Source organism: Dyadobacter sp. HNCC25DJ184 (assembly GCF_056895215.1).
This window is the reverse complement of record NZ_JBXHAQ010000020.1, coordinates 35,703-51,851: the sequence shown is the minus strand read 5'-3', so window position 1 is coordinate 51,851 and position 16,149 is coordinate 35,703. Positions and strand designations below refer to the sequence as shown.

The following is a 16,149-nucleotide window of genomic DNA, read 5'->3' as shown; positions in this document are numbered from 1 at the left end:
GATGACATTTATTGATAATTGGAAGGGTAGCGTGTTGCTATCCTTCCTTTTGCTGTTATATGCGTCCGAGACCTTTTCACAGGTCAATAACTCCGGAAAACCAGGTCTGATTTTCACGCCTAATGCAATTGCCGTGGACGATGGTCTATTCCGGTTTGGTTATAATTACGTGCCTATTGACTATTCGCTTAGGAGGAGAACTCGTAACCCGGAGAGAGTGCTATTTGCAACAGTCACAATACTGCCTCGCCTGGAACTGAATGTAAACCTTTTACAACCCATCAGCACCGATAGACGCAAGGTCAAAAGTGGAATTGGTGATCGCCAGTTGGACCTGCGGTATCTGATTCTTAAAGAGAAGAAATATGCACCATCTCTCGCCGTCATTATCACAACACCTTTCACGATCGATGGAGCGATGCTCACGCATGCGCTGGTTGCTACCAAATCTTTTCAACTTAGCAGCAACCTTAAGTTAGAAGCGAATATTGGATATGGAAGCCCATATTACCTCTACCGCGACGAAAAAAACAATGCCAATTCGAGTATCCTTTCAAACTTTAAATGGCAGCACAAAAGCGACGACGAATACCATAACCACTATCTACAGGGACCTTTCGGCGGAGCATTAATCCGTTACAAAAATTGGGGAGGGATTATGGCAGAATACGATTCCCAAAACATCAATGTTGGTTTATTCGGCACTTTGTTTAAGAGTTGGACAGTCCAGGCCGGGCTCTTGAACTTTGACCAGATCACGTTTGGAACATCTTATTCATTTTCGTTGCTGAAACCTTCGCGACGTATTAAGCAGCAATCAAATGAGAAATAGTATAATTTCCGGAATGCTGACAATCCTCTGTTTCAGCACATGCCTTGGACAAAAAAAAGATGACCGCCATGCTCCCGAAAGGATCAGAAAAAGCGTTGAAAATTTTAAAGTAATTGGAGGAAATGTATTTTATGAACAAAGAATCTACAGAAATCCGTTTATAGGCATATTCGAAGCAAAACGAATGGTGGCGCCAGACACCAGTCTTGCTTACGTTCCGCTTTTCCAGGGAACACCGGTCGGGAAATATGACTATAATGAGGAAGTCCGTTATTCCCCGCTATCCCGGAAAGAGTTGAAGGACTATTTCAAATCGAATCGCTTTCCGATGCATTTCAACAAGTATAAGCTTGATTTATGGATCCAGCCCTATTTTGCCGCGCAGTTTGGGAATCTGGACAAGCCGGTCGAAAGCAATACCAGTGTAGCGATAGAAACGAAATTATATATCCTTCCCGGACTCACATTTCAGACAGGTATATTATTCCCAATAACAAATGATCTGGATGGTCGGCCAAAGAACATTCGCCCCGCACCATCATTCCTGAATCAGTTTTACGCATCTGGCAACAACTTCCTGAGTGCATCTTTAGGCTTCTTTAGCAATGATCAATATGGTATTAACGTGCAGTACCGCCATGCTGATCTTTCAAAAAAATGGTCGTATGGGCTCGAAGCAGGGATGACTGGTTTCTACTACTATCCCAAGGGCGGCATATATTATGAAGACATCAACCAATTGTTATTATTGGGCGACGTCGCTTATCGTCTTGACAAGCATAACATTACGTTAAAATTGTCGGGAGGCCAGTTCCTCTGGAAGGACAAAGGCGCGCGATTTGAAATGATACGTCAATTCACAAACATCGAAGTGGGGGTTTATGCTACGAAGACTGTAAACGGTTCAACTGTGGGTTTCAACTTTGCCATACCCATCCCGCCCGGGAAAATATTGCAGGGAAACAATGCGCGGCTGAGGACTACGGATGAATTCAAATGGGAATATACCTATACACGGGGATACAATATTGGCGAAAGGTACCGTGTTGGGTACCAGCTGGACCAAAAGCTTCGACAGTATCATCAAGCTTATTTGAATTCGCAGGCCAAGGATTTGTAAAATAATACGCTTTTTTAAAGCTAAATTTGGTAAAAATCACTCAAACAGAAGACTGCTTCCCCTTTTTGTCAATTAGTACAAATTTAATTTAGAGAAAATATTGTAAAACCAAATTAATTAGCTTTTTTTGCACTATACATATTTTATCCTGTAAGACCTATGGGTCGGACTCTTGAGTGAGTAATAGACATATAATCTAAGAAATTTGGCAAATAAATTTACTCAACGCTATTTATAAATAAGAGGTCTGCTGGCTCGTACGTCGGCAGACCTCTTTTATTTGTTACTCATTCAGATATGTCGCTATATTTGACATATATCATCATTATCACTATATGACCAAAGTTGTAGTTCTAGGTGCATCCGGGCAGTTGGGAACATGCCTGAAAATAGTTGCTGAGTCAAGACCCAATCTCGAAATCCTGTTTCCGTCAGAGCAAGACGGGAATATATTGGACCCACAAAAGCTTGATACGCTTTTCAAAGAAACGCTTCCGAATTATGTGATTAACTGCGCCGCATATACCGCTGTAGACAAAGCAGAGGACGAGCAGGATATCTGTAGAAAAGTTAACAGAGACGGAGCCGCGTACGTGGCCGAAGCATGCAAAAATCACGGAGCTGCGTTCGTCCATATATCCACGGACTTTGTTTTTAAAGGTAACGTTCCTGCCTTGTTGAAAGAAACAGATGAAGCGACACCTGAAAATATATATGGATTAACAAAGCTGGAAGGCGAGCAGGCAATTGCCTCCATCCTTCCCGAGCATTTTATTGTACGCACCAGCTGGTTATACTCCGAACATGGGAACAACTTTGTAAAAACGATGTTGAGATTGGGTAAAGAGCGCGATGAATTAGGTGTTATTATTGACCAAACCGGTTCACCTACCTACGCGATCGACTTAGCCGACGCTGTGCTCGAAATTATCGAATCTGGCAGCACAGCATATGGTGTTTATCATTACAGCAACGAAGGTGTTACCAGTTGGTATGACTTCGCCAAAGCCGTATTTGATATAAGCAATACGACTGTGAAGTTAAATCCTGTAAAAACCTCGGAGTATATCACGAAAGCGGTAAGACCGGCTTATTCCGTGATGGATAAGTCCAAACTCAAAAGCACATTCGCTATTCAGATTCCGTACTGGCGCGACAGCCTGGAAACTTGCATTGGCAATCTTACTACGGTGTAAGAGAATTTCCTTAGATTTCATAAGAAAGAACCCCGGAATATCCTTGATAGATACATCCGGGGTTCTTTATGTTCTCAGGGCTTTACTATTCAGCCAAAACCGCCTTGGGTTTCCGGCCTCTTTTCTTACCAGTGTATTCCGGCTTTTCTTCGGAATTGGTAAATTCAAGTTCGAAGCCTGTGACACCTTCAGCATATTCAAAAGAAGCAATAGTGAAGATCACTTTAGAATTGCTAAAATCAATTCCACCTTTTTTTAGAATAAGCGCAAGAGGAATCACGTATCCCCGACCACTCCTTACAACTTCAAATGTGTCACCAGCATCTGAGCTATCTGGTACCAGATAAAGTGCTTTCAACTTTCTTTTCCCCTCCTGAGTACCAATTCTGAACTTGGTATTCTCCGGGTTAATTCCAGTTTCCTCCAACGTTTTTGTTGGAAGAACTATTTTTCCGCTTACGGAAATATAGCCAGTTGGTTTAGCTTTTTCAGCAACCTTCTCCGTTTTTTCCAGATTTTCCTCAGGAGAGAAAAATCTTATTGCCTTAGTTTTCATAATAAGTAAAATGGGTTATACTAAATTTTTACAAACTTAGTAATAATTTAACAAATGAAATTATATAGAGTAGTGCAATTTGTTGTTCAATTATCAACAATTCTCTTTTTATATATAACCAATGCACAGAACTTAGGCAACTCTGGCAAATCAGAGGGACAATATTACAAATATATAATTGATTTTCAAACAATTATAACTTTTCAAGGTCTTTTGCAGAGCAATCGCATATATGTCTAAAAAGCACAGATAATTTAAATATTGAGGCAATTATTTAAAAAATTGACGACAATTAAGTTCAAAAACAAGGCTAAATAGCAATGGACACACATATTAATAAACCTCTGAGCGACTAATTTCACCTATAAATTTTAATTAATTGCTCCCTAATTTGTCACCACTTATTGAGAAAAAATGTCGCATTAATATTAAGCAATATACGATTTCCTTTTACATCTGATTTAAATTTCCCTCGCTAAAGAATTAAGATCTAATTGAATAGACAAGAGACTTACCCTACCGATAAAAAAACAAATTAACGGTTACATAGCGAAAATATTCAATTAACATTAGGGTAGTTATACTGTTAACATTGAGATACTTAGGATCCAATCAACCTCTGCCAAAAAACTGAAGTCCGGTATAATTTCAATTTAAGCGCAATCATATCGCTGCGCTCTATCTTACCGTCGGCTCTACCCGCCTTATACGACGTCTTTTTCTGACATTAGATTGTGCTACTTTCGCGCTGCGCAAACTATATCAACAAAAAAAGGGAGCAATTTCTTGCTCCCTTCTCAATATAAAGACAGACATTATTTCTTAGGTCTCTGAAATATATTATCGTCTACTTTTGTATTTACTTTTACACTTGTTGTAACAAACGTAAGCACACCCATTTGCGGATTTGTCATATCCATTGAGTAAGGAAGCTGAATGCCATCCACCGCTTTATAATCTGAAAAATTGATCTCTGCTTCCTGACCACCTACGTCCATTTTAATTTTTGTCAGAAGGTAGGTATTCGCGTCCAGATATTCGTCTGCTACTTTACCGTCTTTATCTTTAAATTTAAGATGAAAAACATCTTTTTTATCCAAAAGCTCTTTACCTACTAGTTCGATAGAACTTCCTTTGGATTTATAATCCACCATTGGAAACGGATCCATTTGGCCAAGCTGTTGTTTAACCTGATCCTCCGGCATATCAGCGGGTTCTCCCGTTCCTCCCATCATGGTTGGCATAATCATCCATCCTGTTGTTCCATCTACAACCTGCACCATCGAATTACCCATTACAGTAGATTCGGTCCTTAGTTGTTTGCCAACTACGAGGGTAGTTACAGTAGGTATTTCCATTCCGGAGACACTAAGCGATCGCTCTGTTACAATATTTGTGACAGACTTAAGCTTTTCTACACCACCTGTCGCGGCGATATTTTTTTCGACAATTTCGTCAACAGTTTGCCCAAAAGAATTTAGGGAAAACAAGCCAGCGACGGCCATGAGCATTACTTTATTTCTTCTCATTTGTTTGGTTGATTTAGTTTTAAGATTTATACAGAGTTCAATAGAATTATTGTCTTGCGGGCGCTCCTCCTCCTCCGCCACCTGTTTGCTGCTGCCCTCCGTCGCTCTTCACATCGTCATTATTCACCCCTTTCGCCTTTCTCTTCGGCGCATCCATCGTCATCTTTCCAATTTTATAGGTGAATGTCAACCTAACACCTCTATTATAAAGATATACATTATTAATCTGGTTAAATTGGGCAGAGTTGAGTTCCGTTTTTATCTTATATCTCGCACTGAAGAAATTTTCACCCGCAAGTCCTACACTTCCTTTTTTGTTTTTAAACTCCTTTTTAACCCCAACTGTATAAAAGCCAAAACCTCCCTGATTACCCTGCAGCTGAATGGTATTTCCCTGCATAAAACCAAAAGCCTGTGCTCCCCAACCGTTTTTGAAAGTTGCCTGCGAGAATACACCGCCACTTACGTTCATCCCCGCGTGTGTTATTTCCTCCGACAACCCTTCCTTATTAGTGCCTTGGCCGGTCAATCTTGAATAAAATACATTGGCAAAAACACCGACATTAATTTTCGAAGTCGCCGCAATATTAGTGAACAAATTCACACCATATGCATGCTGCTTTCCGATGTTTTCAAATTTGGTAACAATTGCACCCACTATGGTGTCAGATGGCATCCTTACCTGGCTGATTGCATTGTTTGTTATCCTGCCAAAAAATGTCGCATTTACATATGCCTTCTTTATATTTTTACTCAATCCCAATTCAAAATTGTTGGTCAGTTCCGGTTTCAATTCAGGGTTACCTACCGAAATATTTTGCGGATTCGACTGGTTAACGTTCGGGTTCAATTGCTGCAACCCCGGTCTTTGAATTCGGCGGTTATAACCCAATTTAAAGGTCGTTCCTTTGATTGTTTTGGATGCATTAATACTTGGAACCAATACAGGGTAATTGCCTACACCAAGATTTCCACCTGCCTTTGAACTCGCGTCAATAAAAGTATGCTCGTAACGCAAACCACCTTTTAACGTCAGCCGTTTCTTGGTTGTATAGGTGTATGAGGTATAAGCAGCCGCGATATTCTGATGGTATAATAAATCGCCGGCAGGTTGATTCGCATCCGGTTTATAATCCCCCGTTGGTTCCGCGATCAAATAGCTATAATCGCTATCTACCTTCCTCAAAATAGCTTTGGCACCAAATTCCAGCAACTGGTTTTTCTTGATCGGAGTCTGATAATCGGTTTGAATTGTAAATTCCTGATTCAGGTTCCCATTCAAATTTCTCTGGCGACTATTCATAATTCCGCTCCCACCCATAATGGCTGCATCAAAATCATTTGTAAGATCTGTGCGACTGTAAAGCGTCGAGATACTCCACTCTTGTTGCGGCTTGAATGTATGCAAGTAATCAACATTGACATCGACAGTTCCCGAAAGGTTGTCCGTATCTACATTTCTGCCGCTTGTACTACCCAGGGTGCCGTTGTTATACATTCTGGTAACCAGATCCTGTTGGTTTGTAAAATTCCGTACACCGTATTTTACACCTGCCGTCAAACTTTGCTTTTTTGAAATATCATAATCGAAACCCAGATTGTAGTTCCCAAAAAGACCATGACTTTTGCCATCACCTACCTGTTGTGTCAGTGTGGTCACATCCTTGTTTGTCTCTGTATCGAAAGCAGTACTTGTTTGATCCAAAGTCGTCAAGGTCCTTGTATTGTATATTCCTCTTCCGAATCCTCCAATATTAAAACCCGCTTTACCCTTTCTGTAACTTCCGTTCAGCGAGAGCATTGAGCCACGGTTTCCAACACCGGCATCCACGTTAAGATTTAATCCCTGCAAGCTGTTCTTTTTGGTTATGATATTGATAATACCGCCCGAACCTTCTGCATCATATTTCGCAGACGGGCTGGTAATTACCTCAACTGACTTAATCTGATCGGCCGGAATCTGCTTCAACGCATCGGCAACACTATTGGCAAGAATCGTACTAGGCTTATTATTGATCAATACCTTGATGCTCTGACTTCCTCGTAAAGAAACATTTCCATCCAGATCGACCGTCAAAAGCGGTACTTTACGTAAAATATCGGTCGCATCACCACCTTTAGCCGTAATGTCCTTTTCTGCATTGTATACCAATCTGTCCACCTTTTCCTCAATCAATGAAGATTGGCCGGTTACCGTTACCTCATTCAACTGTTTCACGTTGGAGCCGAGCAATACATTTCCAAGGTCAATCTTCTGACCCTTTTGGATTTCGATGTTATCGATTGTTTTGTCGTTATATCCGATGAAAGAAATCAGAAGCTTAAATTTGCCATCGGCTACTTTATTAAGTTCAAATTTCCCTTTGTCATCAGCGACAGTTCCGTCGACAGCTTGGCCGGTAGTTTTGTTAAAAAGTGCTATACTGGCAAATTCGATTCCCTTTGAAGATGTTGAATCGGTGATTGTACCGGAAATTTTTCCATTTCCCTTTGGAGTCTGATCACCTGCCGTGCCTGGAAGAGCTTTGGGTTTGGCTGCTCCCGATACGCCAGGAAACTGTGCATATGCACTCCCCAGGGTGCAGGATACCAAAAAAATAATAGTTAGGAGAATTGTTCTCATCGTCATGGGATTATAATTAACGTCCCAAAACTGTTACGAAATTCTATTTATTTAAAAGGAAATATGATAAAGGGAGAAATACTAAGGATGGATACAAGGTATTACAAGATGGACGTAAAAGTCCCTTCCACTATTTCATCGGGCATAGATTCAGCATTATGATCATTAAGCACTCAGCTTCTCATAATCAATTTCCAAAAAGTCTGCCACATCTTTGAGCCAGAACTCATCAATGAATCGTATATGATCTGGATGAGTTGAATACTCGTCATACTGTTGCTGGTCCGCAAATACCATCAGTAAACCATATTCAAAGTTGTTTTTTAAACTGGTTTGCTTCAATACCTGAAAATTCAGAACGCCGGGAAGAGAGGATAAATTTCTGGCCGCCTCGAAAAAGCTCGATTCTTCCTGCGACCCTTGTGCGTGATTCAATTTGAAAAAAACAGAATGGAATATCATGTTGAATGTGAGTAGTTGTTGATATCAAATATATACAGTTTTCGGATTTGCAATCTATTTCAACGAACATTCCAGACAATTTCCTTTTCATAAATACGCGCTAACAACATTTCCACGAAAAAAATAGCGATATCCTTCTAAGCAGATCACATCCTTTCTCGTGATATTTTAGTATTATTTGGACTAGATATAAATAAAAACTTATATTTGCCAGCTCAATCTTAGGTAGGACAAGTGTATGTACAACCAGGAAAAACCTAGCCATTCGTTTAAAATCAGCGAAAGCTCGTTCAAGGAAATTTATAATGCCTACTGGGACAAGGTATACGGTGTTTGTTATGCCAACTTGAGAGACGTGGAAGTGAGCAAAGGCATGGTACAGGAAATATTCAAATCCCTGTGGGAACGCAAAGATGAACTGGAAATCACACAATCCGTTGAACATTATTTATTACGATCTGCAAAACTGAAGGTTTTTGAATATATCCGTAACAAAAAGACACGCCAGCTTCACCTCACCGAAATTGGTAATACACAGCCGAGGCATCTGAATGTTACGGAAAATGATGTCAGCTTCAATGGATTATTGGATAAACTGGGCTCGCTCGTCGAGATCTTGCCGACACAATGTCGGAAAGTATTCAAAATGAGCCGTGAACAAGGCCTTTCAAATAAAGAAATCGCAGGCTCGCTGATGATATCGGAAAGAGCTGTTGAATACCACATTTCACGCGCCCTCACTTCACTCAAATCCGGCTTAACGGAATATTCTTTAATGATTTTACTTTCCTCCTACTTCGGGTTTTGATTAGTTGTGCTACTTTTACATTTACGAGCCACAATTATTCATAGTCAGCCAGCTGTATGCCTGTAAGCAAGGAGCTTATCGAAAAATATCATGATGGAAAATGTACACCAACAGAAATGGTGCAGGTGGAACATTGGCTGATGAATGATGATATCCCCGCCAATAAATTTCCCGAAAATCTTGATAAAGATGCGTTAAAAGAGGATATGTGGCAGGAAGTTTCATCGATTTTGCCTTCTAACCAGAAACACTGGGCTAATCTAATCTCAAGGAAATTTATCTGGAGCGGAGCCGTCGCGGCGTCGTTTTTAGTTTGTCTCTCGTATTATGTATTGAATAATGAAGATAACGGGTATCAAAAAACTGCCGCATCCATTATCAATTCCACCAATCATTCTGCCACAGCTAATCAGGAAATTCTGGCGCGCGATTTCACAATTTCACTCGGTCCTGAAAGCAATGTCCGTGTTAACTCGTCCACCGGCGTAGTCAATTTTTGTGGTACGATGAAATTTAGCCCGAGCAAAGATATCAAACTGTCGTTCAAGGATATATGTACCAGCAAAACAGTTAACTCCAAACAAATTGGGTTCAAGAAAGGCGAAACTTATATTGCCCTAAACTATTTGAATGAGCAAAAAAACGAACTGATCATTATGAATGAAAATGCACTGATGGAGTTACCACCGTTGCTGAAAAGGCAATTAATGGATCAGTTCAACATTTGATAATTTTCCAATTCATGCCATCAAAAAGTCTGCACGTTACTTATATATTCTTCCTCTTCTCTCTCGTCATCTTCTCAGCATGCCGGGACAAATCTTCAACCGAAAAAAATAAATATAGTTTACTTTCCATGGCCAAGGATGGCCGTGAATATATCAATCAGGTCGATCAATTAGATACCGGCGCAATCAGACCAATAGACACAGGAGTGAAACTTTTCGCCAAACCAATCTGGTATGACCTGATTGTGAAGGATAACTTTTACTATCAATTAAACCGGAAGTCAGCTCATTTTGTAAAGTATACTATTGAAAATCAAAAATTTACTCCAGTAGATTCTGTAAAGCTTGACGGATTTAATTTTCTTGACAATTTCAACTGGATTAATAATAATGAAATTCTATTAATAAGTTATAATCAAAAAATCAACAAACTGAATTACGCCAAAGTGCAGTCCGAAACGATGAAGGCCGAGAAGGGCCTTCTGCCACTTCCATTACCGCGAAATGGTTTTAACTCCATGTCGATTGGCTTTTCACTCGTCCGGGACAATCTGCTTTACCTGGGATATACTTATCATATACTCAAACCAAATGACTTTACCAGCAGCGACACACTGTACGTCACCACCCTGGATTACAACAGCCTAAAACCGATTCGCACCAGCAAAGACACCCGCTCGACTTATCCCGGAAGTCTGAATACCGAGCAACCAAATACCTTTTCCGACGAAAAAAAGGATTTCTATTTTATGGCAAGCCCCGGTATTGCGTTGGGCAACAAACCCGAAAAACCTACAGCGATATACCGAATTAAAGACGGGCAAAACGTTATAGACAGCACCTTTTTCTTTAACATTTCAGATTCTCCTATTCACAATCATGCATACGGAATGTGGTATATCGGTAATGGAAAGGCGATCATTCGAAGCGAAAGAAAAGAGCAGTTTAAAGGAATGTCAGATCATTACAAAGTGTACCAGTTTGACTTTTTCATGTTCGATATATCGTCAAAAAAGGTCACCAAACTGGATTTACCGCTTGATAAAGGCACCTCCAGAAGTTGCGTATTGTTGGACAACGGCAAGGTCTATATATCTGTTAATGGCAAGAACGACAATTTCATCTGGACGTTAAATCCAAAATCAGGCGAAGTCAAAAGGGCCTTACATCTCGCGGGAGATCTCGACTATATCCTACGCATGGAACGCCTGAATTAAGGCGAAATCCGTAAAAAAGTCTCTCGACATAATATTCTTGATTTTTTTTTAATTTTTCTTCCATCCGACATTCGGTCAGTCCCGCTTTATGCTACTACTTCCTTCGGAGGGTGGTAGAGATATGCCTTCCTGAATTTCCCAACATTATAAGATATCATAATGCACTCAGGCAGGTTATGGCTCACGCTCGTGAGTTATTTTTTACTATCTATTTCACTCCAAACGTGGGGACAGTCGACTGCGTCCATATCAGGCACTGTTTCAGGCGAAGACGGTACCAGGCTTCCGGGTGCAAGCGTGCAGCTCAAAGGGACATCTATTGGCTCCGTTACAGACAATAATGGTTACTACAAACTAACTATTTCCAAATCAGGAAACCATACCATATCAGCATCCTCGGTCGGATATATATCTGAGCATAAACAGTTTAATCTGAAAAAAGGCGAGCAGATCAAACTGGATTTCAACCTCAGATCTGACCTGAAAACGATGAGGGAGGTGACGGTTCATGGAAAATCAGAAACTCAAGAGCTTAAAGAACAGGCATTTAGCGTCAACGCGATCGAAACAAAACAATTGGCAAATACGACAGCCGATCTAAATCAGGTACTCAACAGGACCGCCGGTGTAAAAGTCCGTGAGGAAGGGGGAATGGGCTCGGATTTCAACTTTTCAATCAACGGACTTTCCGGAAAAGCGGTCAAGTTCTTTCTCGACGGTGTGCCCTTGGAACTGATGGGCAGCACAATGTCGCTCAATAATGTGCCGGTCAATCTGGCAGAACGAATGGAAGTTTACAAAGGTGTTGTTCCGGTAAATCTCGGTGCGGATGCGTTGGGTGGAGCCGTCAATATCATTACTAATCAACGAATTACAAATTATCTAGACGCCAGCTATAGTTACGGCTCATTTAATAGTCACCGTGCGGCGCTGATCGGTCAGTACACTTTCAAAAGCGGCCTCATCGCCAAGGCCAGTGCTTTTTACAATTTCTCCGATAATAATTACCTGATGAAGGGAATGGAGATATGGGACGAAGATCAATATAAGTATGTGAACCGTGACTTCAAACGATTCCACGATCAGTATCAGTCGGCTATGGGTCAGGTGGAGCTGGGAATTGCAAATAAAAAATGGGCAGACGTGCTCTTTGTGGGCTTTTCATACTCCGGCGTTAATCAGGATATTCAAACCGGAACACGCCAGGACGTAGTGTATGGTGCGGTTACCAAAGGTGGACACGCTTACAACACTTCTTTGCGCTACCGAAAAGACAATCTTTTCACCAAAGGATTGAATGTCAACCTCTTTGCATCCCGCTCGGTTGATAATTACGTTGTGACCGACACATCCAGCTATAAATATTACTGGGATGGATCTCGCGTCAAAACCAGTCTTGCTGAGATTAATGCTACCAAGTCCATTACCAATATTAACAGACCGCGCACTTTTGTGCGGGCAAACGCAGGATATGAGCTTTCCAAGATACATTCCTTCAATCTTAACTACACTTTTGATCACCTCCAAAATGAGAATTATGACGAACTCATAACCGACCGCGCGGATATACCGGGTATACTCAAAAAACAGATTCTTGGCGGCGCATATCAACAAAACCTTCTGTCGGAACGATTAACCAATACCTTTTTTGGAAAAATCTACGGAATCGGAATACAGCAGTCTAGATATGTGTCGGCGTCAGGTGAATATTCCCAAGCCAATGAGTCCAAAACGTATTATGGATATGGTGTCGCTTCGAGATTCAAAATCCTTGACGAGCTCGGAGTCAAGGTGTCATATGAAAAAGCTTTTAGGCTTCAGGAAGTGGGTGAAATGTTTGGAAATGGATATACCATCGTGGCCAATCTGGATCTTAAACCCGAGTCGAGCAAAAACTTCAATATAGGAGCATATTATGGCTGGCGTATGGAAAAGCATCGGCTGTTTATCGAAGGGTCATGGTTTTACCGAAACGCCAACGACTTCATATACAACGTTGTATATCAATCCAATTCAAGCGTAAGCCGGTATGAGAATACCTCCAAAGTAAAGGTAACCGGACTTGAAGCTGAGATGAGATATGGTTACGCCGACTGGCTTAATTTCATCGCGAATGCGAGTTATCAAAATGCGATTAATAATACCAGATACTCGCCGAATTCGTCGGGTGCCACCACTGAGGCCACTTATCTCAATAAAATTCCAAACCAGCCCTGGCTGTTCGCAAACGCCGACTTGAGCATCGGAAAGAACAATGTCCTCGGAAAAGATACAAGGCTGCAATTCAATCTTGGAACCCAATATGTGCACTGGTTTTACCTGACTTGGGAAGCATATGGCAACAAAGCCGGAAAAAGCACGATCCCAAACCAATATATCCACAACGCATCGATCTCCAATTCCTGGAAAAACGGACGATATAATTTGTCGCTGGAATGCAGAAACTTTACTGATAACCTGGCCTACGACAATTTCCGATTACAAAAACCAGGAAGATCTTTTGCTGTAAAACTGCGCTATTTTATTCAACAATGAATTTATATACAATACTTTAACTAATATATACCTTTTGCTTTTGAAACTATGTTTAAGCGATTTCACTTTTATTCCTTCCTCGTTCTTTTCATTTCGGCAACACTGCTGACTTCCTGCTCCGACGATGAAAAGAGGCCAGATCCTGTTGAAAACACGCAGGATAAATACGCTGTCTGGCTGCAAATTGGTAGCTGGCCAAATACCACCCAGTATATATTGGGAACAAATTCACTCACCGAAGGATCGATTAATCTGGAGGGAATGGGTGCGGAAGTAACGGGCCGTTCGGCTTATGGAATTATTACAAAAGATGGTTTCTACTATTTCTACAACACCACAACGGGCCGTTTTTCCAAATTCAAATATGAAAATGATTTGTACAACACCGTTTTGGAGGTTCCTTATACCCACCTGTCAGACGTTGGCGGATTTACCTGGATTGATGACAAAACGCTTTTCCTGGTAGGAACAGACGGAGATCAAAAACATATTCACTATTCTGTAGTCAATGTTGAAACCCTGAAAATGACTAACGGAGTTTTAGACGCCCCTGCCGTTCCTTCCGATGCTAAATATTATAATCTGGGAAATGTAGAATACACCAACGGAAAAGTGTTCATTCAATATGGTTTCTCGGGCGACTGGCCTGCGCCCTGGAAAAATGAAGTGTATATGGGCGTAGTTGACTACGCAACCTTGAAGTATGAAAAAACACTGGAGGACACGAATTCGGCCGGCCCCGGAACGAACAAACTCTGGCTTTCCTCTTCATTTGTGACGGAAAGCGGTGATACTTATTTCGGAACCCACGTTGAGTGGAGTAATTTGAAGGAGCAACATACTGCCATCTATCGAATCAAGAAAGGTACCACAGAGTTTGAAGCATCTTATAACGTTAACCAGACAACGCTTGGATATCAAGGTGTTGGCTTATGGTATATCGGCGGAAATCTGGCGATATATAAATACATCGATCCAACAGAAAAGTCAAAGGAGGGTGCAACACATTACTACGCATTTGCTGTGATGAATCTGGAAACCGGGAAAATCACAAGAAAATTGCCCGAAATCCCGATGGACAATTCTGACTATATCCAGAATATCATCGTCGAAGACGGGAAGGTATATCTGGTAACCAATGCTGAAACGGGGAAAGATTTCGTGTATATCTACGATATAGCGGCAGGCACCGTAAAAACCGGAATGGAAATGATCGGCGGATATGATTATATCCTCCGTCTGGACAAAATGAGATAGTAAATTCCTTATAACCAGCCAACTGATTTCAAACCGGAGTCAGGTGGCTTTAGTAAAAGGCCTGATGACCCTTAAAAAAATTAACGCCTGGATACATTTATGGTTTGGACTAGCCTCCGGAATTATAGTCGTGATCGTCAGTTTGACAGGCTGCATATTAGTATTTGAGCAGGAAATAAAAAGTTTAACCCAGCCCTGGCTTCACGTCAGGCGCCCGGGCAATGCTGAAGTTTTGCCTCCGTCCACGATTTTCCGGAAAGTGACAAACGCCATTCCAGACAAAGAGATATACAGTGTCTGGTACTATGGTGTCGATCAAACTGCAAAAGTGAGTGTCGATTCGGATTCTGCACTATATGTAAATCCATACACTGGCCAAATTCTGGCGATGGTCGGTGAAGAGGATTTCTTCCATTTTATCCTGGAAGGCCATACAAGTTTATGGCTGGAAAATAAATTTGGACAGGGAATTATAAGCTATGCCACACTTACTTTTTTTGTACTATTGATCACCGGCCTCATTCTCTGGTGGCCAAAGAAATGGACACAATCAACGCGAGACAGAAGTTTCAAGATCAAATGGAAGGCGAAATTCAAACGGGTCAATTATGATCTGCACAACGTCCTTGGTTTTTACTCCTTGCTGGTCGCCCTTATCATCACAATCACCGGACTTACGATGGGATTCGCCTGGTTTTCCAAATCCGTATACTGGCTCGCTTCTGCGGGGAGAACGCCGCCTGCATATATCGATGCTTTCACGGACACAACCTCCATATATCGGGTTGCCGAAATGAAAAATGTTGATGTCGCATGGAAAATGGCTACTTCAGATATTGGGACTTATAATAAAGATGCGGTAATTGTTTCGTTTCCGAAAAAGCCATCTGATCCGATCGAGCTGTGCGTTGATATGAGAAATGGCTCGTGGCGATATGTGAACCTCGATCAACATACGTTGAAAGAACTTCCTTCAACTCAGACACATATAGACAAGCTGGCTTTTGCCGACTGGCTTAAACGCGTCAATTATGGACTGCATGTTGGATCCATCGGTGGCATAACGACCAAGATATTATTTTTCCTGGTCAGCTTTATATGTGCGACACTGCCCATTACCGGTTTTTACGTTTGGTGGGGTAAGCGGAAGAAAAGTACACGCAAGGCTGCAAAAACGGTACGATTCAGCGGCAATATTGCGTCAACATAGCTTAGTCATTTAATAGCTAAATATAATACCCTCTGCTTTCTCGATTGAAATCAGAGGGTATTTTCATTGAAACCTG

The 16,149-nt window shown here is 41.3% G+C and carries 13 protein-coding genes; 9 read left to right on the top strand and 4 right to left on the bottom strand.

The annotated features are described in order from the left end of the window. Position 1 precedes the first annotated feature (1 nt). The 3 genes from AC1XUD_RS23980 (at position 2) to rfbD (ending at position 3,148) form a co-directional block, all read left to right on the top strand. A complete protein-coding gene (locus AC1XUD_RS23980; protein WP_483363573.1) occupies positions 2–832 on the top strand; it encodes a YjbH domain-containing protein in 831 nt (276 codons plus the stop codon). After that, a complete protein-coding gene (locus AC1XUD_RS23975; protein ID WP_483363572.1) occupies positions 822–1,952 on the top strand; it encodes a YjbH domain-containing protein in 1,131 nt (376 codons plus the stop codon). The genes AC1XUD_RS23980 and AC1XUD_RS23975 overlap by 11 nt, the downstream gene beginning before the upstream one ends. A 335-nt stretch (positions 1,953–2,287) precedes the next feature. Continuing rightward, entirely contained in the window at positions 2,288–3,148 is an 861-nt protein-coding gene (gene rfbD, locus AC1XUD_RS23970; RefSeq protein WP_483363571.1) for a dTDP-4-dehydrorhamnose reductase, read from the top strand. An 85-nt stretch (positions 3,149–3,233) separates the two neighbouring features. Here rfbD and AC1XUD_RS23965 read toward each other — a convergent pair whose 3' ends face one another. From AC1XUD_RS23965 to AC1XUD_RS23950, 4 genes are all read right to left on the bottom strand, one after another. Further along, complete coding sequence (locus AC1XUD_RS23965; RefSeq protein ID WP_483363570.1) at positions 3,234–3,704, bottom strand: hypothetical protein; 471 nt, start codon at positions 3,702–3,704, stop codon at positions 3,234–3,236. Positions 3,705–4,519: 815 nt separating this feature from the next. After that, positions 4,520–5,233 (bottom strand): outer membrane lipoprotein-sorting protein, encoded by a 714-nt coding sequence (locus AC1XUD_RS23960; RefSeq protein WP_483363569.1) that lies wholly within the window; start codon positions 5,231–5,233, stop codon positions 4,520–4,522. Positions 5,234–5,279: 46 nt separating this feature from the next. Further along, the gene (locus tag AC1XUD_RS23955; RefSeq protein WP_483363568.1) at positions 5,280–7,856 is read right to left on the bottom strand and encodes a TonB-dependent receptor; all 2,577 of its coding nucleotides are present in this window, start codon (positions 7,854–7,856) and stop codon (positions 5,280–5,282) included. A gap of 165 nt (positions 7,857–8,021) precedes the next feature. Continuing rightward, positions 8,022–8,318: a Dabb family protein gene (locus AC1XUD_RS23950; protein WP_483363567.1), complete on the bottom strand. Its 297-nt coding sequence runs from the start codon at positions 8,316–8,318 to the stop codon at positions 8,022–8,024. A gap of 238 nt (positions 8,319–8,556) precedes the next feature. Between AC1XUD_RS23950 and AC1XUD_RS23945 the strand changes: the two genes are divergently transcribed. From AC1XUD_RS23945 to AC1XUD_RS23920, 6 genes are all read left to right on the top strand, one after another. Then, positions 8,557–9,126, top strand: coding sequence for an RNA polymerase sigma-70 factor (locus AC1XUD_RS23945; RefSeq protein WP_483363566.1), 570 nt, complete (start codon positions 8,557–8,559; stop codon positions 9,124–9,126). 56 nt (positions 9,127–9,182) lie between these two features. After that, positions 9,183–9,854 carry a hypothetical protein gene (locus AC1XUD_RS23940; protein ID WP_483363565.1) on the top strand — a complete coding sequence of 224 codons (672 nt, stop codon included), beginning with the start codon at positions 9,183–9,185 and terminating at the stop codon, positions 9,852–9,854. 14 nt (positions 9,855–9,868) lie between these two features. Further along, positions 9,869–11,071 carry a hypothetical protein gene (locus AC1XUD_RS23935; RefSeq protein WP_483363564.1) on the top strand — a complete coding sequence of 401 codons (1,203 nt, stop codon included), beginning with the start codon at positions 9,869–9,871 and terminating at the stop codon, positions 11,069–11,071. A 159-nt stretch (positions 11,072–11,230) separates the two neighbouring features. Beyond that, entirely contained in the window at positions 11,231–13,606 is a 2,376-nt protein-coding gene (locus AC1XUD_RS23930) for a carboxypeptidase-like regulatory domain-containing protein (RefSeq protein ID WP_483363563.1), read from the top strand. A 48-nt stretch (positions 13,607–13,654) separates the two neighbouring features. Next, positions 13,655–14,863: a hypothetical protein gene (locus AC1XUD_RS23925; RefSeq protein ID WP_483363562.1), complete on the top strand. Its 1,209-nt coding sequence runs from the start codon at positions 13,655–13,657 to the stop codon at positions 14,861–14,863. A gap of 43 nt (positions 14,864–14,906) precedes the next feature. Beyond that, positions 14,907–16,073, top strand: a complete 1,167-nt coding sequence (locus tag AC1XUD_RS23920; protein WP_483363561.1) for a PepSY-associated TM helix domain-containing protein — start codon at positions 14,907–14,909, stop codon at positions 16,071–16,073. Positions 16,074–16,149 lie beyond the last annotated feature (76 nt).